This is a genomic window from Gordonia sp. L191, from assembly GCF_030077625.1.
Taxonomy (GTDB): Bacteria; Actinomycetota; Actinomycetes; order Mycobacteriales; family Mycobacteriaceae; genus Gordonia; species Gordonia polyisoprenivorans_A.
Map to the genome: position 1 here is coordinate 1,081,867 of NZ_CP125996.1, position 24,424 is coordinate 1,106,290.

Annotated in this window: 1 protein-coding gene (cut by both window edges); it reads left to right on the forward strand. The window is 69.0% G+C overall.

This entire window lies inside a single protein-coding gene on the forward strand: locus QNM97_RS04920, encoding a non-ribosomal peptide synthase/polyketide synthase. The 40,311-nt coding sequence extends 12,305 nt beyond the window's left edge and 3,582 nt beyond its right edge, so the window shows coding positions 12,306–36,729, spanning codon 4,102 (partial) through codon 12,243 (complete); the first codon wholly inside the window starts at position 2. Both codon boundaries (start and stop) fall beyond the window edges.

Consider the following 24,424-nt stretch of genomic DNA (forward strand, 5'->3'; position numbering starts at 1 on the left):
CATCACCGAGACGACGGTGCATGTGAGTTTCCGGCCGTTGGATCGTACGGTGGTGTCGGCCGGCGATGCGTCGTTCATCGGTCGCCCGTTGGCGTCGTTGGGCATTCATGTTCTCGATGAGCGGTTGCGTCCGGTGCCCGAGGGCGTGGTGGGCGAGATGTATGTGGTCGGCGGTCAGCTGGCGCAGGGCTATCTGCGGCGCTCGGGATTGACCTCGACGCGATTCGTGGCCTCGCCATTCGGTCCGGCGGGTGCGCGGATGTACCGCACGGGTGATCTGGCGCGACGAACCGCCGGGGATATCGAGTACGTGGGCCGTGGTGACGCACAGGTGCAGTTGCGTGGCTATCGGATCGAGTTCGGCGAGATCGAGTCGGCGTTGTTGTCGGTGCCGGGTGTGGGTGCGGCGGCGGCTCGGGTGGTGGTGTTACCCGAGCGCGGTGAGCAGCTCGTCGGATACGTGGTGTACGAGGGCGATTCGGCCCCCGATGCCGGTGAGGTGCGCGCTGCGGTGGGGCGTGCGGTGCCCGGATACATGGTGCCGGACCTGGTTGTCGAGGTGGCGGAGCTGCCGCTGACGGCGAACGGCAAGTTGGATCGTGGTGCGTTGCCGGTGCCCGATGCCGAGGTGGCGGTTGGCGAGATCGTGGCGCCGGAGACCGCGCAGGAGCATGCAGTCGCGGCGGTGTTCGCCGAGGTCCTGGGTGTCGATGAGGTGGGGGTGTCGTCGAGTTTCTTCGACCTGGGTGGCAATTCGTTGTCGGCGACGCGGTTGGCGGCCCGCACGGCCGATGCGTTGGGTGTGTCGGTGTCGGTGCGTGACGTCTTCGATGCTCCGTCGGTTCGCGCCCTGATCGAGCGCACACGTGGGCACGTCGACTCGCTGCCTCCGGTGACTGCGGTTGCGACCCGACCCGAACGTATACCGCTGTCCTTTGCTCAACGACGCATCTGGTTCATCAACCGATTCGACCCCGACGCGCCGACATACAACATCCCGATCCTGTTGCGTGTCAGCGGAGGCCTCGATCGTTTGGCGCTCCGCGCCGCAGTCGGCGACGTCGTGGCGCGGCACGAGATCCTGCGTACCACCTTCCCCGACGCCGACGGGACACCGCACCAGGTGATCCATCCGGTGGAGTCCATCGACGACATGCTCGACTGGGCCGAGGTGACCACTGCTGCGGGGCTCGAATCGGCCGCCACCGGCGGGTTCACCCTCAGTGAGGCGTGGCCGCTGCGCATCCGCGTCCTTCGTGAGGCCAATGGAGACGAGGTCGCTCGGGACAGGGAGGCCGGGGCGGGACCGACGACGGGAACCCAAGCGCCCTGCGACATCGTCGCGCTGATCCTGCACCACGTCGCCGCGGACGGTGAATCAATGGCCCCGCTGGTTGCCGATCTGCTGACGGCCTACCGCGCCCGGGTCGTCGGACGCGTACCCGAGTTGGCGCCTCTGGCAGTACAGTTCGCCGACGTCGCGCTCTGGCAGCATCAGGTGCTCGGCGACGCCAACGATCCCAACTCGCTGATCGGTGCTCAACTCGACTATTGGACGACACAGTTGCGGGGTGTTCCCCCGGTGTTGGACCTTCCGACGGATCGGCCGCGGCCGGCGATCGCCTCACATCGCGGTGCGCGAGCGGATTTCGAGTTGCCCGCCGCGCTGACCGGCGACATCGCACGGGTTGCGACCGAGGCGGATGTCACGCCGTTCATGGTGGTGCACGCCGCACTGGCGGTCCTGCTGTCCCGACTGGCCGCAACCGAGGACATCACGATCGCCACGCCGGTGGCCGGTCGCGGCGGCCGCGACCTCGACCAGTTGGTCGGGATGTTCGTGAACACCCTGGTACTGCGCACGCGAGTCGACGGGTCGGCCGGGTTCCGGACCCTCCTCGAGAGCGTCCGGAGCACCGACCTCGACGCCTTCGCCAACGCCGAGCTCCCGTTCGAGACACTGGTCGAAGCACTCGATCCGGTGCGATCAGAGGCCTTTGCGCCACTCGCACAGGTCATGCTGAGCTTCGATCAAGCGGTGGCCGGCATGGCCGGCGACGCAACTGCCGGAGGTGCACTGGCAGCCGGCGAGGTCGCGGGCCTGACCGTGACGCCACTGGCCGCACCGTCGGTGCCGGCCCAGGTCGATCTCACGGTGACCCTGGCGAGCAGCGCTGCGGGACAACCATGGTCGGGGTCGGTACTCTACGCCACCGACCTCTTCGACGCCACGACGATCGCCGCCTTCACCGACATGTTCGTGCGTGTGCTGTCGGCGTTGGCCGCCGACCCCGACACTGCCGTCAACGATGCCTCGCTGATCGCCCCCGACGTCGCCGAACAGGTTGGCCGCTGGTCCGTCGGCGCACCAACGGCGCCGATGTACAAGACGATCCCGACACAGATCGGCGAGACCGCACGCCGAGCCCCTGACGCTGTGGCTCTCATCAATGGAGCGCGGCACCTGACCTACGGCGAGTTCGGCGCCCGTGTCCGAGATCTCGCCCTACGCCTCATCGATGAGGGCGTCGGACCGGATACCGCTGTGGCCGTGAGCATTCCACGCTCCGCCGAAATGATGATCGCGGTGCACGCCGTCCTCGCGGCAGGCGGACAGTATGTACCGATCGACGTCGAGGCACCGGCCGCGCGGATCACAGCGATGGTCCACTCCGCTGCCATCACCGTCGCACTGGTCTCGGCCACAACCACCACCCTGGCCGCCGCCGCGCCGGAACTCGGCCTGACAATCCTCGTCGTCGACGCCGAATCCTACTGTGGTGACGACTATTCCGCCATCGCCGATCATGAACGCCGTTCCCCACTGCGCGGAACCAACGCCGCCTACACCCTCTTCACCTCCGGCTCCACCGGCACGCCCAAGGGTGTGACGGTGTCCCACGACGCGATCGCCAATCGACTCGAGTGGATGCAGGACCTGTACCGGTTGACCGCCGCCGACGTGGTGCTGCAGAAGACGCCGTACACCTTCGACGTATCGGTATGGGAACTGGTGTGGCCGTTGCTCCACGGGGCGCCATTGGTGCTCGCCGAGCCGGGCCGACACGGCGACGCCGACCACCTCGCGGCGCTCATCACCGAGCACGCCGTCACCGTCACCCACTTCGTCCCGTCGATGTTGTCGGCGTTCCTCGATGCCCTCGGCACCCGCGTCGGATACCTGACGTCGCTGCGGCTGGTCTTCACCTCGGGTGAGGCACTCGGCGCGGCGTCCGCCCACACCCTGCTGACCCTGCTCGACCGAGTCGAACTCCACAACCTCTACGGGCCCACCGAGGCTGCCGTCGACGTCACCGAACATCGGGTTCGGTTGACCGACACCGTGATCCCCATCGGCCGCCCCGTCGCCGGAACCACCACCCACGTGCTCGACGGTCGACTCCACCCGGTACCGCCGAAGGTGGTCGGGGAGTTGTATCTCGGTGGGGTGCAGGTGGCCCGGGGATATGCCGGACGCCCCGAGTTGAGCGCGGAACGTTTTGTCGCCGACCCGTTCGGACCAGCCGGTGCCCGCCTGTACCGCACCGGTGACCGGGTGGTGTGGAACGCCGATGGCGAACTCGAATACTTGGGCCGCACCGACTTCCAGGTCAAGCTGCGCGGTCAGCGCCTCGAACTCGGCGAGATCGAGGCCGTCCTCGCCTGCGTACCGGGCGTTGTGCACGCTGCCGTCACGGTGGCGCACACCGCTGCGGGGGAGCAACTCGTCGCCTATCTCGCACCCGGGAACGCCGACCTCGCCGCCGCGCAGTCCGCGGTACGCGCCGCCCTGCCCGAGTACATGCGGCCCACCACCTGGATGGTGCTCGAACAGATGCCGCTCGGCAGTGCGGGCAAGGTCGATCGTCGCGCGCTGCCGCAGCCGCAGGCGCACACCGCCGAGTACATCGCACCCACCTCCGACCGCGAGATGGTCGCGGCGCAGGTATTCGCCGATGTCCTCGGCGTCGAGCGTGTCGGCCTGGCCGACTCCTTCTTCGACGTCGGCGGCAACTCACTGGCAGCGATGAGGGTGGCCGCGCGCCTCGGTGAGGCACTGGGGGTCGAAGCGTCGGTCCGCGACGTCTTCGACACGCCCGTCCTCGGTGATCTCGTTGCGGCGCTCAGTGATCGGCCGGCCGGACTGTCGAAGCTCCGCCCGGTGACACCCCGCCCGGCAATGATCCCGTTGTCGTTCGCGCAGCAGCGCATCTGGTTCATCAACCAGTTCGACGTCACCTCCGCCGCCTACAACATCCCGGTCGTCCTGCGCCTCTCCGGTCCGCTCGACGTCACGGCGCTGCGCGCGGCCGTCGTCGATCTCGTGATCCGCCACGAGATCCTGCGCACCACCTTCGAGTCCGTCTCGGGGGGAGCCCCGGAGCAGATCATCCACCCGGTGGAGTCGGTGGAACACACCCTCGATTTCGCCGTGGTCGGCACGGCAGCGCACCTCGAGGACGCGGTGCGGTCCGGGTTCGACGTGACCCGGCAGTGGCCGATCCGGGTGCGGATCGCCGCCACCGGCCCCGACGAACACCTCATGGCACTGGTCCTCCACCACATCGCCGCCGACGGGGAATCGTTGTCGCCGTTGCTCGGTGACCTGATCGCGGCCTACTCGGTCAACAGGGACGGCTCCGCTGTTGGGGTCAACAGGGATGGCTCCGCCGTCGGGACACGTCCCGCGCTGCCGGTGCAGTTCGCCGACGTCGCCCTCTGGCAACGTGATGCGTTGGGTGCGGTCGACGACCCCGATTCGGTACTCGGACGCCAACTGGCCTACTGGTCCGAGCACCTCGCGGGCCTACCCGAGGTACTCGACCTGCCCGCCGATCGTGCGCGTCCGGCGATCGCGAGCCAGCGCGGCGCACGCCTGGGCTTCGAGGTCCCGGCGCCGGTGGCCGAACGGATCGCCGCAGTCGCGCAGCGTCACAACGCCACCGCGTTCATGGTGGTGCACGCCGCACTCGCCGCACTCATGGCACGACTGACCGCGACCGACGACATCGCGGTGGCCACCCCCATCGCCGGTCGCGGTGACCGTCTGCTCGACGATCTCGTCGGGATGTTCGTCAACACCCTGGTCCTGCGCACACGGGTCGACGTGCACACCGCTTTGACCGATCTCCTCGAGCAGGTGCGCGGTACCGACCTCGACGCCTTCGCCCATGCCGACGTGCCCTTCGAGGCGGTCGTCGAAGCGCTCGCGCCGACCCGGTCGGAAGCGTTCGCGCCGCTGGCCCAGGTGATGGTGACCCTCGACGGGGGAGCGGTCCCCGAACTCGCCGCGGCGTCGGTCGCCGGGACCGGCGAGCTTCGGGTGGAATCTGTTGTTCCCGAGGAAGTTCCGGCCAAGCTGGACCTCACCGTCGGGTTGTCCACCGACCAGCCCGGCCGTGCCTGGGCGGGCACGCTGATCTATGCCACCGATCTGTTCGACGAGGCCACGATGGTCGTCTTCGCCGAGCGGTTCGTCCGCCTCCTCGATGCCCTGACCGCTGACCCGTCGCTGCCCGTCGCCGATGCCGACTGGATCGGCGACGACGAGGTGGCCCACGCGCTGGCACTCTCGGCGGGCCCGGTTGTGGCGTACGAGGCCCGGACCGTCGCCGATGCGATCGTCACCCAGGTACTCGCCACCCCCACTGCGGTCGCGGTGCAGATGGCGGATCGGTCGACGACCTACGGCGAGTTCGGGATTCGTGTCAGCGAGCTGGCTCGCCGGCTCATCGTCACCGGTGTCGGGCCGGGCGTGGCGGTGGGCGTCGCCATCGACCGATCGGTCGAGATGCTCGTCGCCATCCACGCCGTCGTCGCCGCAGGTGCACAGTACGTGCCGATCGACACCGCAGCCCCTGCGGAGCGGGTCGCCAGTATGGTCGACACGGCCCGTGTCGCACTGATCCTCGTCGGAGCGCAGGTTCCGCCCGCGGTCGGTGCGCTCGGCGACGAGGTGTCGACGATTGTCGTCGAAGCGACCACCATGCTCGATCCGGACGCGACCTTCACATCGATCACCGACGCCGAGCGACTGCGCCCCCTGCGCACCGACGACGCCCTCTACACCCTGTTCACCTCCGGATCGACCGGGCGTCCCAAGGGTGTGACCGTCTCGCATCGTGCGGTGTACAACCGACTGCGCTGGGGGCTCGACGCCTTCGCGTGGTCGGCGGGCGATCGAATCATCCAGAAGACGCCCTACACCTTCGACGTCTCGGTGCCGGAACTGTTCGCACCGTTGATGTCCGGGGCGACGGTGGTCGTGGCCGAGCCGGGCGGACACGCCGACCCCGTTTACATCGCGGATCTGATCGAGTCGGCCGCGGTGACCTCCGTGCACTTCGTGCCGTCGATGCTGTCGGTGTTCCTCGACGTCGTCGAGGAATCCCAACTGTCCCGATTGACCAGTCTGCGTTGGGTGTTCGCCTCCGGTGAGGCGCTGCCCGCCGCGACCGTGGCCCGGTTGCACCGGGCCATGCCGTGGGTGGAGATCCACAATCTGTTCGGCCCGACCGAAGCCGCGGTCGAGGTGACCGGGGCCGACGTCACCGCCGCGCCCGATGTCATCACCATCGGCACACCCGTGCCGAACACCACCGCCCTCGTGCTCGACGCACGTCTGCGTCCGGTACCGGCCGGCGTCCCGGGCGAGCTGTATCTCGGTGGCGTACAGATCGCCGACGGCTACGCACGTGCCGCGGTGCTCACCGCCGAACGCTTCGTCGCCGACCCCTACGGCGCCGCGGGCGCACGGCTGTATCGCACGGGTGATCTAGTGCGCCGCAACGCCTCCGGTGAGATCGAGTACCTCGGCCGCACCGACTTCCAGGTCAAGTTGCGCGGGCAACGCATCGAGCTCGGTGAGATCGAGTCGGTGCTCGTGTCGGCTCCCGGTGTCGTGCATGCTGCGGCCGCGGTGGCCGTCGCGCCGACCGGTGCGCAACACCTGGTGGCCTATCTGTCGCCGGCCTCGGTGGATGTCGGTGACGTGCGTGCGCGCATCGCTGCGGCGCTACCGGAATACATGCGGCCCACGGTCTGGATGACCGTCGACGAACTCGCCCTCAACAGCGCGGGCAAGCTCGACCGTCGGGCCCTGCCCACCCCGGACTTTGGTGGCACCGACGACGAGTACGTCGCACCCGAAGGGCCGGTTGAGGAGCAACTCGCCGCAGTCATCGGGGCACTGCTCGGTGTCGAACGGATCAGCGTGACCGAGTCGTTCTTCGCTCTCGGCGGCGACTCGATCATGTCGATCCAGCTGGCCTCTACGGCACGCGCCGGTGGGCTGACGTTGAGCCCACGCGACATCTTCGAGCATCGAACCGTGCGCGCGATGGCCCGGGCCCTGTCGGCGCAGCGGACCGCCCTGCCCGACCTCACCGACCCCGCCGGTGGCAATCGCGGCGAGGTGCCGATCCCGCCGGTCGTGTCATGGATGCTCGAACTGTCCGACACCCCTGACGATTTCGCCGATTTCTCACAGTCGATGGTGCTTGCCGCGCCTGCCGGCCTGACCGTCGACGACCTGGCTGAACTCCTCGCCGAACTCCTGGCCGTCCACCCGGCGCTGGCGACGCGCCTCGATGTCGTCGACGGCGGTGCGCGGATGACGGTCGGCGTCGACGTGGACCTGCGCACGACGGTCACCGAGACCTCGGTGCCATCGGCCGTCGGCAGCGATGAGTATGCGACCGCGCTCCGCGAAGCACACGCGAGTGCGTCGGCGTCCCTGGACCCGGGTGCCGGTGTCACGCTGGCCGCCCGACTGGTCCACGATCGTGACGGCAATGCCCGCATCGTGCTGGTGCTGCATCACCTTTCGGTCGACGCCGTCTCGTGGCCGATCCTGATCGAAGATCTGGTCACCGTCTGGTCACAGCGCGCCGGCCGGCGGCCTGTCGAACTGCGCGCCGAGGCCACCTCCGAACGCGGGTGGTATCACCGTCTGGCACAGTCCTCGGCCGACCGCACCGACGAACTCGACCACTGGCTGCAACGGCTCGGACGGGCGACCACGCCGCTCGGCGCGAGCATCGACCGCTCGCGTGACCGGGCTCGTACCACCGTGTCGGTCACCATGGCCGTCGACGCCTCGCTCACCGAGCCGCTCGTGACCGACGTCCCTGCGGCGTTGCGGGGCAACGTCAACGACGTCCTGCTCGGTGCGCTCGCACGTGCGGTGCGCTCATGGCAGGTGGCACGCGAGATCCTCGACGAGCAGCCGGTCACCGTTCTCGTCGAGGGCCACGGACGTCAGGAAGAACTGGTGGCCTCCGGTGCCGACCCACGCCGAGCGGACCTGTCACGGACCGTCGGCTGGTTCACCACGATCTCCCCCCTGGCACTCGATCCCGCCGACGACGTCGTGCACGCGGTGAAGGCGGCGAAGGAAGAGCGTCTCGGACACCCGGATTCGGGAGCCGGATTCGGCTGGTTGCGTTATGGGCCCCACGGCACCCGAACCGACACCGAGCTCGCTCGTCGGCCGCTGCCGGCGATCGGCTTCAACTACTTCGGCGCGGGCGGCCGCGCCGACGACTCTGCCGGCACGGCCGCACCATTCGCGCCCACCGCCGACGTGCGCGGGCTGGGATCGTCGGCGTCGGGGGCGATGGTGGTGCTCAACGCACTCACCGTCAACGTGGGGACGGAGTCGACGCCGCAGGGACGGAACCTGGTCGCCGACCTCGCTTTCCCGGCGGGCATGTTCGACGCCGCCGACATCGACGACCTCGCCGGTCGGTGGCGCTCCGAGCTCGCCGCCCTCGTCGAGACGGTCACCCGCGGTTCCGATCTGGGCCACAGCCCGTCGGACGTCCCCGGATCCGGGGTCACCCAGCACGATCTCGACGCCCTGGCACATCAGTACCCCGGTGCGGACGTGTGGCCGCTGACACCTCTCCAACGAGGGCTGTACTTCGAGTCCGAGCGTGCCGGCGGCGGCGCCGACACCATCGATGTCTACGTCACCCAGGCCGTGGTGTCGCTCGGCGCGGTCGACCTCGAGCGGCTCCGCCGGGCGGCGCAACGCCTGTTCGACGAACATCGCGTGTTGCGCAGCGGTTATGTCCGCACTGCGAGCGGTGCGGTCGTTGCGGTCGTCCCAGCAACGGTCGAGGTTCCTTGGCGCGTCATCGATCTCGACGGTTCCGCCGACGGCGTGGCCACCAAGGTGCGCGCGCTCGCGGACGCCGAACGCATCGCCCGGTTCGACCTCTCGTCGCCGCCTCTGGTGCGCTTCACGGTCGTCCGTCACCGCGACGGCGCCGAGGTGATCATCACCAACCATCACCTACTTCTCGATGGCTGGTCGGGCCCACTGGTCCTGGCCGACCTACTCGCGCTGTACGCCACCGGCACCTCGTACACCGGTCGAACACGCAGCGGTGACACCGATTTCGCGACACACCTGATGCGTGTGGCGCGCGCCGACGTCGGGGAGGGGCTCCAGGCGTGGCGTTCTGTGCTGGCACCGGTGGAGGGCGCCACCCTGGTGGCCCCGGGTATCGAGGCGACCGCTGAGGCTGCGCCGCACACACATTCGGTCACGCTGGACGAACACACCACCTCCGCACTCGAGGATCTCGCCCGCTCGCGCGGCGTGACGATCTCCACCGTCATGCAATTCGCCTGGGCGGTACTGCTGTCGCGCCTGACCGGGCAACGCGTGGTTACCTTCGGTGAGACGGTCTCAGGTCGTCCGGCCGATCTCGACGGTGTGGAGACGATGGTCGGTTTGTTCATCAACACTCTGCCCGCCGTTGTCGACGTCGATCCCGATGCCACCATCGGTGACGCCTTGTCGCGGCTGCAGGCCGCGAAGGTCTCCGTGCTCGATCATCAGCACCTGGGGTTGCCCGATCTCGTTGCCCTCACCGGGGTGTCGGGTGCCTTGTTCGACACCCTCACCGTGCACGAGTCCTATCCGATCGACACCGCGTCTCTGGAGTCGACATCGCGTGGCGCGGCCACCGGCGAACTGGATCTTCTGGCCATCGACAGCCGTGACTCGACGCATTATCCGCTCAATCTCGCGACCATGCCCGACGGCGAACAGATGCGGATACGACTCTCCTACCTGCCGACGGCGTTCGACGCCGCACAGGTCGAGGTGTTCGCCGAGATGGTGCGCGAGATCCTGCGAACCGTCGTCGATCAGCCGGATATGTTGCTCGCCGACCTTCCGGTCATGAGCGAGGATCGCCGTCACGAGGTCCTCGGTTGGGCCAGCGGCTCGGTGGTCACAGCAACCGGGCTTCCCGCCAGCGCAACCGACCTCGCTGGACGTGTGACCGATATGTTGTCGTCATATCCCGATCGAGTCGCGATCGTCGAGGGCGATCGCGAGATCTCCAACGCCGAGTTCGGCTCTCGGGTCTGGGTTGTGGCCCGGCGGCTGATGGCCCACGGTGTCGGTCCCGACACACCTGTTGCCGTGTGTCTGCCCCGGAGCGCGGAGATGGTGATCGCGATTCACGCCGTCGTCGCCGCCGGCGGACACTACGTGCCGATCGATCCCGATGCGCCGGCCGCGCGCGTGCGCTACATGGTCGAGACCGTCGGGCTCGACGTGGCGTTGGTGGCGTCGCAAGAATCCGGCGCAGCAGAATTGCGTGCAGCGCAACACCTCACCGGTCTGGCCTCGGTCCTCACCGTCGACGCGCTCGAGCCGATCGACACCGCGACGCCCCCGGTCACTGACTCGGAGCGACGCGGTGCCCTGCGAGCTGACAATGCCGCATACACACTGTTCACTTCGGGCTCCACTGGTCGACCCAAGGGTGTCACGGTCGATCATCGGGCCATTCTCAACCGTCTGGACTGGATGGCTGACGCCTATGGTGTCGACGATCAGGACGTGGTTGTTCAGAAGACCCCCAACACTTTTGACGTGTCGGTGTGGGAGCTGTTCCTGCCGGTACTGACCGGTGCGACCATGGTGTTGGCCGAGGCCGGACACCATGGGGATCCGCGGCACGTGGCCGACATCGTGCGCCGCCATCGCGTCACCGTGATGCACTTCGTCCCGTCGATGCTGTCGGCCTTCATCGACGTCCTGGGTGAGGACGTCGCGGATCTGACTTCGCTTCGTGCGGTCTTCACCTCCGGTGAGGCGCTTGCGGGCGCGACCGCACATTCTCTGCTCCGTCTTCTCCCGGAACTCGCGGTGTACAACCTCTACGGTCCGACCGAGGCTGCGGTGGACGTGACCGCGCACGAGGTGACGCCCAACGAACAAACCGTACCCATCGGCTCCCCGGTGTGGAATACCACCGCTCACGTGCTCGACGCACGACTGCGGCCGCTGCCTCCGGGGCTGCCCGGTGAGCTCTATCTGGGCGGTATCCAGGTCGCCCGCGGATACGCCGCGCGTCCTGACCTCACCGCTGAACGTTTCGTCGCCGATCCTCTCGGTGCGCCGGGAAGCAGGCTGTACCGGACCGGTGACCTCGTCCGATGGAATACCGGAGGTGAGATCGACTATCTGGGACGCACCGACTTCCAGGTCAAACTCCGTGGTCAGCGCCTTGAACTCGGCGAGATCGAAGCGGTCATCGCCGCAGTTCCCGGCGTGGTACACACGGCGGTCACGGTGGTCGAGAATGCCGGCGAGCAGCAGTTGGTCGCCTATCTCGCGCCGGAGTCGGTAGATCTCGAGGCGGTCTCCGCGGCAGTCCGGAATTCGTTGCCCGCGTACATGCGTCCTTCGGTCTGGGTGCCCCTCGAGCGCGTCGTACTCAACTCGGCCGGTAAACTCGACCGCCGCGCACTACCTCAGCCTGACGAAGTCGCGCCGAAGCAAACGGTGGTTGTACCGGCCTCCGCCGACGAGGCCCGCGTCGCCGCGGTGTTCGCGGATGTTCTCGGCGCCGACCAGATCGGGGTGACCACCGGATTCTTCGATCTCGGTGGCAACTCGCTCTCGGCCACCCGTCTGGCCGCGCGGGTCGGGCTCGCCATGGACGTGGAGATCTCGGTCCGCGACATCTTCGACGCCCCGTCGGTGCGCGAACTCGTGCAACTGATCTCGGGTCGATCGGCGGGTCTTCCGCCGGTCACCGCGGTCACTCCACGGCCAGAAATGGTCCCGCTGTCGTTTGCGCAGCAACGGATCTGGTTCATCAACCGATTCGACCCGGGTACCGCGATGCACAACATCCCGGCGGTCCTGCGGCTGTCCGGCGACCTCGGTGCGGCGGCGCTGCACGCGGCAATCGTGGATGTGGTCACCCGACATGAGGTGCTGCACACGCGATTCCCCGATGTCGACGGAGTGCCCGCACAGCAGATCGATCCGGCCGACTCGGTGGCCGACCGTCTCGACTGGCAGGTGGTGGACTCGCAGGAAAGCGTTGCGGCTGCGGTCACCGCGGGCTTCGACGTCACCGTCGACTGGCCGATCCGGGTGCGGTTGTGGCCCGTCTCGGCAACCGAACACATCCTCGCGATCGTCTTCCACCACATCGGTGCCGACGGAGAATCGTTGGCACCCTTCGTCTCCGACCTGGTGACCGCGTACGTCGCACGCTCGGCGCACACCGAACCCGAATTCGCGCCGCTGCAGGTTCAGTTCGCCGATTTCGCGCTCTGGCAGCACACCGTGCTCGGTTCCACCGACGACCCGGAATCGGTGGTCGGACGACAGTTGGCGTATTGGGCCGACCAACTCGCCGGGCTGCCGGACGTTCTCGAGCTTCCCGCCGACCGGCCACGACCGGCGGTCGCCTCCGGTCGCGGCGGCCACGCGGCACACCCGATGCCCGCCGAACTGGGCACCGCGATCTCCGCGGCCGCACAACGGCACGGGGTGACACCATTCATGGTGGTGCACGCCGCGCTGGCGGTGCTGCTCTCGCGACTGTCGGGAACCGATGACATCGCGGTCGGCACGCCGATCGCCGGGCGCGGTCAAGCTGTTCTCGACCCGCTGGTCGGCATGTTCGTCAACACGCTGGTGCTGCGCACCCGCATCGATCCCGCGCAGGGCTTCGACGACCTGCTCGCGACCGTGCGCACCACCGACCTCGATGCCTTCGCGCACGCCGACATCCCGTTCGAGACCTTGGTCGACGAGCTGAATCCGGTGCGTTCCGAGGCCTTCTCGCCGCTGACCCAGGTCATCTTCTCGTTCGATCCGGCCGCCTCGGCCGTCGACGCGCTCGGTGATGCGGGTGGTCTGACGGTGTCTGCCGTCGATGACGTGAGCGTGGCGGCCCAAACCGATCTCTACGTCACCGTCGCGTCCCGTCCGGACGGGCAGGAGTGGGGTCTGTCGGTCACGTATGCGACCGACCTGTTCGACGAGTCGAGGATCGACGCGCTCGCGGCGCGGTTCATCGCACTGCTGCAGCAACTCTGTACCACGCCGTCCGTGGCGGTCGGGGACGCCTCGCTGCTCGACCCCGCGCAGACCGACCGGATCGCCGACGGCGAATGGGGGGCGCAAGTCGAACTTCCTGCGCCGGCAACCGTGCCCGACGCCCTTGCCGCACAGGTGAACCGAACCCCGGCCGCCCGCGCCCTGGTCTTCGGTGAGCGCGAGGTCACCTACGCCGAGTTCGGTGCACGCGTCAACACGCTGGCGCGTGAACTGATCGCAACCGGAGTCGGTCCGGATGTGGCTGTGGGGCTCTGCATCCCGCGTTCGGTGGAGATGATGGTGGCCATCCACGCGGTGGTGACCGCCGGTGGACAGTACGTGCCGATCGACGTCAACGCGCCCGCCGATCGGGTCCGGTACATGCTCGACACCGCCGGTGCCGCAGCCCTGCTGGTCGCCGACACCGGAGCCGCAGCGGCGGCGGTCGGAGCCGCGGTCGACGCCGGTGTTCGCATCCTCCGGGTCGACTCGAGCACCGACGTCGACGTGAACTCGGCAGCGGCGCAACCGGTCACCGACGCCGACCGCCCGACGGTACTGCTCGGTGCCGCCGCCGCCTACACCCTGTTCACCTCCGGCTCCACCGGACGCCCCAAGGGGGTTACGCTCTCGCACACCGCGGTGCTCAACCGGTTGTGGTGGGGCCTGGACACCCTCCCGATCGACGCCGGTGACGTCGTGCTGCAGAAGACGCCGTACACCTTCGATTGCTCGGTCCCGGAACTGTTCGCGCCGTTGATGATCGGTGCCACCCTGGTCGTGCTGGCCGACGGCGGGCATCTCGACCCCGGCTACGTGGCCGACGAGATCCGCCGCACCCGCGCCACCATGGTGCACTTCGTGCCGTCGATGCTCTCGGTGTTCCTCGAGATCCTCGGTTCCGGCCCACACCGCGAGGAGCGGCTCGCCGGCCTCGATTCGGTGCGGATCGTCTCGGCGACCGGTGAGGCCTTGCCGCCGGCCGTCGCGGCGCAGGCTCGTGCGCTGTGGCCCGAGGCGTTGTTCTTCAACCTGTACGGTCCCACCGAGGCCGCCGTCGAGATCACCTACGAGCAGATCGGCGACGTCGCCGCCGACGACCCGACCGTCCCGATCGGTGCGCCGGTGTGGAATTCGTCCGCGGTGGTGCTCGACTCGCGGTTGCATCGTGTTCCCGACGGTGTGCCCGGCGAGCTGTATCTCGGTGGCGTGCAACTCGCGCGCGGGTACGCGGCGCGACCGGACCTGTCTGCCGAACGCTTCGTCGCCGACCCGTACGGTGAGCCGGGAGCCCGTCTCTATCGCACCGGTGATCTGGTGCGACGCCGTCCGGATGGAGTGTTGGAGTACCTCGGCCGCACCGACTTCCAGGTGAAGCTCCGCGGGCAGCGCATCGAGCTCGGCGAGATCGAATCGGTCATCGCCTCGGCCCCGGGTGTGGTCCATGCGGCCGCGACCGTCGCCTCCGCCCCCGGCGGTGGTGAGCATCTCGTCGGCTATGTGTCCGCCGCCCCCGGGGAGACCGTCGACCTCGATGCGGTACGCGCCGTGGTCGCCGAGTCACTCCCGGAGTACATGCGGCCGACCGTGTGGATGCCGGTCGCCGACATCGCGCTCAACACCGCAGGCAAGATCGACCGGCGAGCCCTGCCGGAACCGGTATTCGAGGCCGGTGACTACGTGGCACCCGTCGGTGAGGCGGAGACCCGCGTCGCCGAGGTGTTCGCCGACATCCTCGGAGTCGAGCAGATCAGTGTCACCGACAGCTTCTTCGACCTCGGCGGCAACTCGCTGTCGGCGATGCGCCTGGCAGCCCGGGCCGCCGACGCATTGGGCACCGACATCGGCGTCCGCGATCTCTTCGATGCGCCCTCGGTGCGTGCGCTCCTCGCGGCCACCGCGGGCAACGGTGACACTCGCCCGCCGATCACCGCGGTATCGCCTCGCCCGGAACGGATTCCGCTGGCATTCGCGCAGCAGCGCATGTGGTACGTCAATCAACTCGACACCACCTCTGCGGCGTACAACATCCCGATCGTGTTGCGCCTGACCGGTCCGCTCGACGTCGACGCGCTGCATGCCGCCGTCGTCGACGTGGTCACCCGTCACGAGGTGCTCCGGACCACCTTCCCTGCCGAATCCGGTGTGCCATACCAGAAGATCGGCCGAGCATCCGCCGTCGCGGCCAAACTCGACTGGGCACAAGTCGATTCGGTCGCCGATGTCCAGGCCGCGGTGGCCGAGGGCTTCGACGTCGCCACGCAGTGGCCGATCCGGGTGCGCGTCGCGCGGATCGGTGCCGACGAGCACGTCCTCGCCGTCGTCACCCATCACATCGCCTCCGACGGCGAGTCGGTGGCCCCGCTGGTCTCCGATCTGGTGACCGCATACCTCGCCGAGACCGCGGACGCCGATCCGCAGTTCGCCGACCTCGAGGTGCAGTTCGCTGACGTCGCGCTCTGGCAGCACGATGTGCTGGGATCGCCGGATGATCCCGAATCCGTTGTCGGGCAACAGATCACCTACTGGAAGGACAAGCTCTCCGGACTGTCCGACGTCATCGACATCCCCACCGATCGGCCACGTCCGCCCCGTGCGAGCGGTCGCGGTGCGCGGGTGCCGTTCACGCTGCCGGCCGCGACCGGGGACAAGGTCCGCGCGGCCGCCGCCGAGTACGGCACCACGCCGTTCATGGTGGTCCACGCCGGCCTGTCGTTGTTGCTGTCCCGGCTCGCGGGCAGCGACGACATCGCCATCGGCACCCCGATCGCCGGGCGCGGACAGGCCGTGCTCGACCCGCTCGTCGGCATGTTCGTCAACACCTTGGTGCTGCGCACCCGGGTCGACGCCGACCACGGATTCGCCGACCTGCTGGCCGTGACCAAGGACACCGATCTGGAAGCGTTCGCGCACGCCGACGCCCCGTTCGAGGCGGTCGTCGACGCCTCCGACGCGGTGCGATCCGAGGCGTTCGCGCCGTTCACCCAGGTGTGGTTCACCTTCGATCAGACCGCTCTACCGGAATTGGCGGGCGCCGACCTGTCGGTCGGTGAGATCGCCGGTCTGCGTGTCGAACCGATTGCCACCGACATCGTCCCCGCCCGCGTGGATCTCCTGGTGAGCGTCTCTCCGACAGCAGGGGATACGGCCGGGGCCGACTGGCAGGGCTCGGTGCTCTACGCCACCGATCTGTTCGACGAATCGACGGTCACCGCATTCACCGAGCGCCTCGTCGACGTCCTCGACGAGGCATTGAGCGACCCCGCCGCACCAGTGGGCCGCATCGCGGTCGGCCGCGAACCGTCGGTGGCCGAGCTCGCCCGGACCGCTGAGGCCGCACGCGCGTCGGCACCCGAACCGGTGGCGATCGCCGACTCCGACGCCGTGGTGACAGGGGGAGCGGGTACCGCACCGAAACTCCTGCGCGACATCGTCATCGATGCCGCCGAGACCTGGGGGCCACGCCAGGCCGTGGTCGACGCCGGCAACGCCTCGTTGACCTACCGGGAACTCGACGAGCGTTCGAATCGGTTGGCGCGCTGGCTGATCGACCGTGGCATCGGGCCCGAGAAACTCGTGGCACTGGCGATCGGGCGCTCGGTGGATCTGTTGGTCTCGATCTGGGCGGTCGCCAAGACCGGCGGCGGCTACGTGCCGATCGACCCGGACTATCCCGCCGAGCGCGTCGCGAACATGGTGGAGGACTCCGGTGCGATTCTCGGCCTCACCGCGGGCGCCACCGAGGTACTGCCCGGTGCGGCATTCGACTGGGTGCGCCTCGACGACCCGGCGGTCGCCGAGGAGATCGCGGCCGCTGACGGTGCCGCGGTCACCGCCGCGGACCTCCACGGTGAGGTCCGGATCGACAACGTCGCCTACGTCATCTACACCTCCGGCTCCACCGGCAGGCCCAAGGGTGTCGCGGTCACTCATTCGGGTCTCGCGAATTTCGCCGCCGAAGAGATCCGTCGATCGAACGCCGACGAGTACTCGCGGGTGCTGGGATTCGCGTCCCCGAGCTTCGATGCCTCGGTGCTCGAATATCTGTTGGCCGCGGTATCCGGTGGGGTGCTCATCTACCGTCCGGCCGAGGCCGTCGGCGGTCCGGCGCTGCAGGATCTCCTGATGCGTCAGGCCATCACGCACACCTTCCTCACCCCGACGGTGCTCGCCACCGTCGACCCGCACTCGGTGCCCGCGTTGCGCGTGGTCTACGCCGGCGGCGAGGCGGTCCCGACGGCGTTGAAGGACGCGTGGGCGCCGCTGCGTCGTATCCAGAATCTGTACGGCCCCACCGAAACCACCATCGGCGTGACCATCAGCGCGCCGATGTCGCTCGGTGAACCGGTCACCCTGGGCGGCCCGCTCGCCGGCGTCGGACTGATGGTGCTCGACGCCCACCTGCGCCCGGCGCCGCTCGGTGTGCCGGGCGAACTGTACGTCTGCGGACTGCCGCTCTCCCGCGGCTACCTCGACCGTCCCGGCCTGACCGCCGACCGCTTCGTCGCCAATCCGCATGGGCGGCGGGGTGATCGGATGTACCGCACCGGCGATGTCGTCCGCTGGCGGGCCGACGCCACCGGCGCACCGGTGCTCGAATACTCCGGGCGCAGCGACGATCAGGTCAAACTGCGCGGGCTCCGCATCGAGCTCGGCGAGATCGAGTCGGCGCTCTCCACGCACCCCGCGGTGCATTCGGCGGTCGTCATCGGCGTCGGCGGTTCGGTGGCCACCGCACTGGCCGGCTACGTCGTCGCCGACCCCGGGTCCGTGAGTGTGGCCGATCTGAAAACGCATGTCGCGCAGACACTCCCGGCACACATGGTGCCCGCCACGATCGCCTTCCTCGAGGCACTCCCGCTGACGCCGGTCGGTAAACTTGACAAGGCCGCGCTACCGGAGCCGGTGATCGAGGCGGTCGAGATCGTCGCACCGGCATCCGCGGCCGAGCGTGCTGTCGCCGACGTCTTCGCCGAGATCCTCGGGATCGACGAGATCAGCGTCGTCGAGTCGTTCTTCGACCTCGGCGGGAACTCGTTGTCGGCGGCCAGGCTGGTCGCCCGGGTCGGTGAAGCACTCGGCGTCGAGACCTCGATCCGCGATCTGTTCGACACGCCGACGGTGCGCACCCTCGCCGCCGCGGTGGCCGGTCGGGCGTCGGGTCTGCCGCCGGTGACCGCGACCGTCCCACGCCCCGAGCGCATTCCGCTCTCGTTCGCACAGCAGCGGATGTGGTTCATCAACCAGTTCGATCCGTCGCTGCCGACCTACAACATCCCGGCCGTGTTCCGGGTGACCGGCCGGCTCGACGTCGCGGCGTTGCGTGCGGCGCTGGCCGATGTGGTCACCCGCCACGAGGTGCTGCGCACCTCCTTCGTCGCCGACGGTGAGAGTGCCTCGGCGCTCATCCACCCCGTCGCCGCGATCGACGACGAAGTGGACTGGGCGGTCGTCGATTCCGTCGACGACATCGAGGCCGCGGTCGCCACCGGCTTCGACGTCGCGGCCGAACTCCCGATCCGTGCCCGGATACTGCGCACCGGCGACGACGAGCACGTCGTGGCGCTCGTCGTGCATCACATCGCCGCCGACGGCGAGTCGATGCAGCCGCTGGTCGGTGACCTCATGACGGCATATCTGGCTCGCAGCGGCGGTGGCGCACCGGATTTCGAGCCGCTGGAGGTGCAGTTCGCCGATTACGCCCTGTGGCAGCATCGCGAACTCGGAGACCGCAACGATCCGTCGTCGGTGGTCGCCCGTCAACTCGCCTATTGGACCGACTCCCTGGCCGACGTCCCCGACGTCATCGACCTGCCCGCCGACCGCCCCCGCCCGATGGCGGCCACCCAACGTGGCGGACGTGTCACCGGTGCGGTGCCCGCGACGGTCGGGGACCGAATCCGGGCCATCGCCGCCGAACGTGGACTCACCCCGTTCATGGTGGTCCACGCCGCACTCTCGGTGTTGTTGTCGCGGTTGTCGGCCGGTGACGACATCACCGTCGCCACACCGATCGCCGGCCGCGGCCAGCGTGCACTCGACCCGCTCGTCGGCATGTTCGTCAACACCCTGGTGCTCCGGGCGCGGGTGACACCCGACATGGCCTTCGCCGAGTTGCTCGATCAGGTCCGCGAATCCGACCTCGAGGCGTTCGCCCATGCCGACGTGCCGTTCGAGATGATCGTCGACGCGGTCAACCCCGTCCGCTCGGAAGCCTTCGCGCCGCTCGCGCAGGTCATGCTGACACTCGATCAGTCGACGCTGCCCGAGTTCGCGGCCGCGCCGACCGCGACCGGCATCGCCGACCTGACCATCACCCCGGTCAGCCCGGCCGATCCGCCGGCCAAACTCGATCTGACGGTGAGTGTCTCGGTGGCCGATCACGGCGCCGACTGGCCGATCGAGGCCGTCTTCGCCCGTGACCTCTTCGACGACGCGCGTATCGACGCAATGCTCGACGCCTTTGTCGCGCTGCTGGACTCGCTGACCGTCGACCCTGCCATCGCCGTCGCCGACGCACCGATCCTGTCCGCCGCCGAGACCGACGCGCTGCTGCAGCGGGCGACCGGTGCGGCGGTGCGCATCCCGGCCGGCTCGGTCGCCGATGTGGTCGCCGAGCGCGTGAGTGCCGCGCCCGACGACGTGGCGCTGTCGCTGCGCGACCGAACGGTGACCTTCGGCGAGTTCGGCGCGCGGGTGGCGTCGCTGGCGCGGACCCTGCGCGCAGCGGACGTGGGACCCGAGGTGGCGGTCGGTGTGTGCATCGATCGTTCGATCGAGATGGTTGTCGCGATCCACGCCGTCGTCGCCGCCGGCGGCCAGTACGTCCCGATCGACACTGCCGCGCCGGCCGAACGCCTGCGCCACATGGTCGACACCGCCGGTGTCCGTGTGCTGCTCACCGGCCCGCGTCCGGTCGCTGCCGATCTCGACGCCCTCGCCGATGTCGTCACGTCGATGGTGGTGGACACCACCGTCGCGGTCGACGAATCGACCGCACCGTTCACCGATGCCGAGCGCGTCCGCCCGATCCGTGGCGACGATGCGCTCTACACGCTGTTCACCTCTGGCTCCACCGGACGTCCCAAGGGCGTCACCGTCTCCCACGCGTCGGTGCTCAACCGGCTGCGCTGGGGCCTGGCGGAATATCCGTGGACCACCGGCGACCGCATCATCCAGAAGACCCCGTACACCTTCGACGTCTCGGTACCGGAGCTGTTCGGACCGGTCATCGCCGGCGCGCAGATGGTGATCGCCGACGCCGGCGGTCACGCCGATCCCCTCTACATCGCCGACCTGATCGCTGCGACGCGCGCCACCTCGGTGCACTTCGTGCCGTCCATGCTCGCGGTGTTCCTCGATGTGGTGCCGCCCGAACAGATCTCGGAGCTGACCTCGTTGCGCTGGCTGTTCGCCTCCGGTGAGGCACTGCCGCCCGCGGTGACCGTGCGAGCCCATCAGCTGCTGCCCGACGTCGCTATCGTCAACCTGTTCGGCCCGACGGAGGCGGCGGTCGAGGTGGCCTACGCCGATGTCACCCATGCCGATCGGATCGTCCCCATCGGGGTGCCGGTGTGGAACACCACCACACTCGTGCTCGACGCCCGGCTGCGCCCGGTACCCGTCGGCGTGCCCGGCGAGCTGTATCTCGGCGGCACCCAGGTCGCCCGCGGCTATGCCGGAGCTCCCGCGCTGACCGCCGAACGCTTCGTCGCCGACCCCTTCGGGGCGCCCGGCGCCCGCGTGTACCGCACCGGAGACCTGGTGCGCTGGAACACCTCCGGGGAGATCGAATACCTGGGCCGCACCGACTTCCAGGTGAAGCTGCGTGGCCAGCGCATCGAACTCGGCGAGATCGAATCGATCATCGCGACGGTGCCCGGGGTGGTCCACACCGCGGCCACCGTCGCCGAATCCGACACCGGCGGCGCACATCTGGTGGCATACGTGTCTCCGTCGACGGTGGATCTCGATGCCGCTCGCGCCGCCGTGGCCGCCGCACTGCCCGAGTACATGCGACCCACGGTGTGGATGCCACTCGACGACGTCGTGCTGGGCAGCGCAGGCAAACTTGACCGCAAAGCCCTGCCCGCACCCGATTTCGACTTCGCGACAGCACAGTACGTGGCTCCGGCGAATGCGGTCGAGGAAACCCTCGCCGCGATCGTCGCCGGTCTCCTCGGACTGCCGCGGGTGTCGGTCACCGACTCGTTCTTCACCCTCGGCGGCGACTCGATCATGTCGATCCGGCTCGCATCGGCGGTCCGCGCGACGGGCCTGTCGCTCTCGCCGCGCGACATCTTCGAGCACCGCACCGTGCGCGCGATGGCGCGGGCCGCGCTCGACACCGCGACCACGCTGCCGATCCTGCCCGAGACCGGTGCGCGCGGAGCAGTCGCACCTCCGGCAGTGGTGTCGTGGATGATCGAACATTCCACGCAGCCTTTGGATTTCCGTGACTTCTCGCAGTCGCGGGTGCTGTACCTGCCCGCCGACGCCACCGCGTCGTCGGTCGCGGCTCTGCTCGCGCGGGTGGTGGACACCCACCCGATGCTCGCGGCCTCACTGGTGCCCACCGACGACGGCTGGACACTCACCGCCGGGGTGGACGTCGACATCGCAGCCGCGGTCGGCGCCCGGCGATCCGGCTCTGCGGTCGGCACCGACGGATTCGCCGCCGATCTGCACACCGCGTTCGCCGACGCATCAGCACGCCTCGACCCCACCACCGGTGCACTCGTCGCCGCCGAACTCGTCGTCGACCCGGCCGGAGCGGGCCGCCTCGTCCTGGTGATCCATCACCTTGGCGTCGATGCGGTGTCGTGGCCGATCCTGCTGGAGGACCTCGTCACCGCCTGGGGACAGGCCCAGTCCGGTGACGCCGGACTCACCCTGCGACGGGAGGTCACCTCGGCACGTGCCTGGGCGGATGCGGTTGCCGCCCAAGCGGAACGCCGCGCGGCGGAGGAGGGCTACTGGCTCGATCGGCTACCGGCCCGCGCCACCGATCTCGGCGCCGAGGTCGTGGCCGGCCGCGACCGGTTCGCCACCGAGGTGTCGGTCACCGAGATCCTCGACCCGTCGACCTCGGAGGCCGTCCTGACCTCCGTGCCGCAGGCCTTCGGTGGGGGTGCGGGCGACGTCCTGCTCGGTGCGCTCGCCCGCGCCGTACGCGGATGGCAGCACGCACGCGGCATCGACGACCGTGGCCCGGTGTCGGTGCTCGTGGAGGGTCACGGACGCAACGAGGACATCGTCGCCTCGGGACCGCACCCCTACGACAGCGACCTGTCACGCACCGTCGGATGGTTCACGACGATCGCGCCCGTGCGCCTCGACCCGTCGGTCGACGCGATCCACGCGGTCAAGGCGGCCAAGGAAGAGCGCCTGTCGATCCCCGACGCGGGCGTCGGCTTCGGGCTGTTGCGGTACGCGAACCCCGATCCCCGCAGTGAGCTCACCACCCGCCCGCTGCCGAGTATCGGATTCAACTTCTTCGGCGCAGGCACGGCCCGCACCGATGCCGAAGCGCCGCAAGAGATCCCGTTCACCCCGACCGGGGACGCACCCGGATTCGCCGCGTCGGCGACCGGTGCGATGGTGGCGCTCAACGCACTCAGTGTCACCGTGGCCACCCGGACCGGTACGCGCGGACGGGAACTGGTCACCTCGCTGACCTACCCGTCGGCGCTCTTCACCGCCGACGACGTCGCCGATCTCGGAGCGCGTTTCAGCGCCGAACTGCGGACGCTCGCCGGGGTCGTGGCGGGCGGTGCACCGATCGGAGCGAGCCCGTCCGACATTCCCGGTACCACCATCAGCCAGGACGAACTCGACACGCTCGCCGTGCGTTTCCCCGGCGCCGATGTATGGCCGCTCACGCCACTGCAACAGGGCCTGTACTTCCAGTCGGAGATGGCGACCGGGGGCGACGGCGTCGATGTCTATGTGACACAGGCGGTTCTCGAACTCGGTGGCGAGATCGACGCGGATCGGTTGCACGCCGCGGCCGCCGCGCTGCTGGCGCACCATCGGGTGTTGCGCAGCGGATATGTCCGCACCGACGCAGGTGCGGTCGTCGCAGTCGTGCCCGAGGCCGTCGATATCCCCTGGCGTGAACTCGATCTGAACGGAGGGTCGAGCGAGGTCGCCGGTTCCGTCTCCGAGATCGCCGCGGCCGAGAAGCTCGCGCCGTTCGACCTCGACGCCCCACCGTTGATCCGGTTCGTGCTGATCCGCCACGGCGAGACGGCGTCGCTGATCGTCACCAACCACCACATCCTGCTCGACGGCTGGTCGGGGCCGCTCGTCCTCGCCGACCTCCTCGCGCTCTACGCCGGGCGCGGCACGTTCACCTCCGCGCTCGCGCACCGGGATTCGGATGCCGAACCGACCAGTGGCGCAGCGGCGGCCGACTTCGGTACGCACGTCCGCCGGCTCGCCGCGCGCGACGACTCGACAGGTCTGGACACGTGGCGCCGGGTGCTCGCCCCGCTCACCGAGCCGACGCTGGTGGCACCGCAGACCGACGACGACATCTCCACCCCGCCGCGCGATCACACCGAACGTCTCGGGGCCGAATTGTCCACGGCGCTCGACACACTCGCCCGCGATCTGGGCGTCACGGTGAGCACGGTGCTGCAGTTCGCGTGGTCGGTGCTGCTCTCGCGCCTGACCGGCAACCGGGTCGTCGGATTCGGTGAGACCGTGTCCGGTCGGCCCGCCGATCTCGACGGCGTCGAATCGATGGTGGGGCTGTTCATCAACACGCTGCCCGTCGTCGTCGATGTCGATCCCGGCTCGTCGGCGGCCGAGGTGCTGCGGCGCCTGCAACAGGACAAGATCACCGTGCTCGATCACCAGCACCTCGGCCTACCGGAGATCACCGCGACCACCGGGCTCCCCGTGCTGTTCGACACGCTGACCGTGTACGAGTCGTTCCCGGTCGCGAGCGAGTCGCTGTCGACCGCCGACGCCGCCCTGACCGGCGGTCTGCAAATCCTCGGCATCGACGCCGGCGACTCGACGCACTATCCGCTCAACCTGTCGGCGACACCG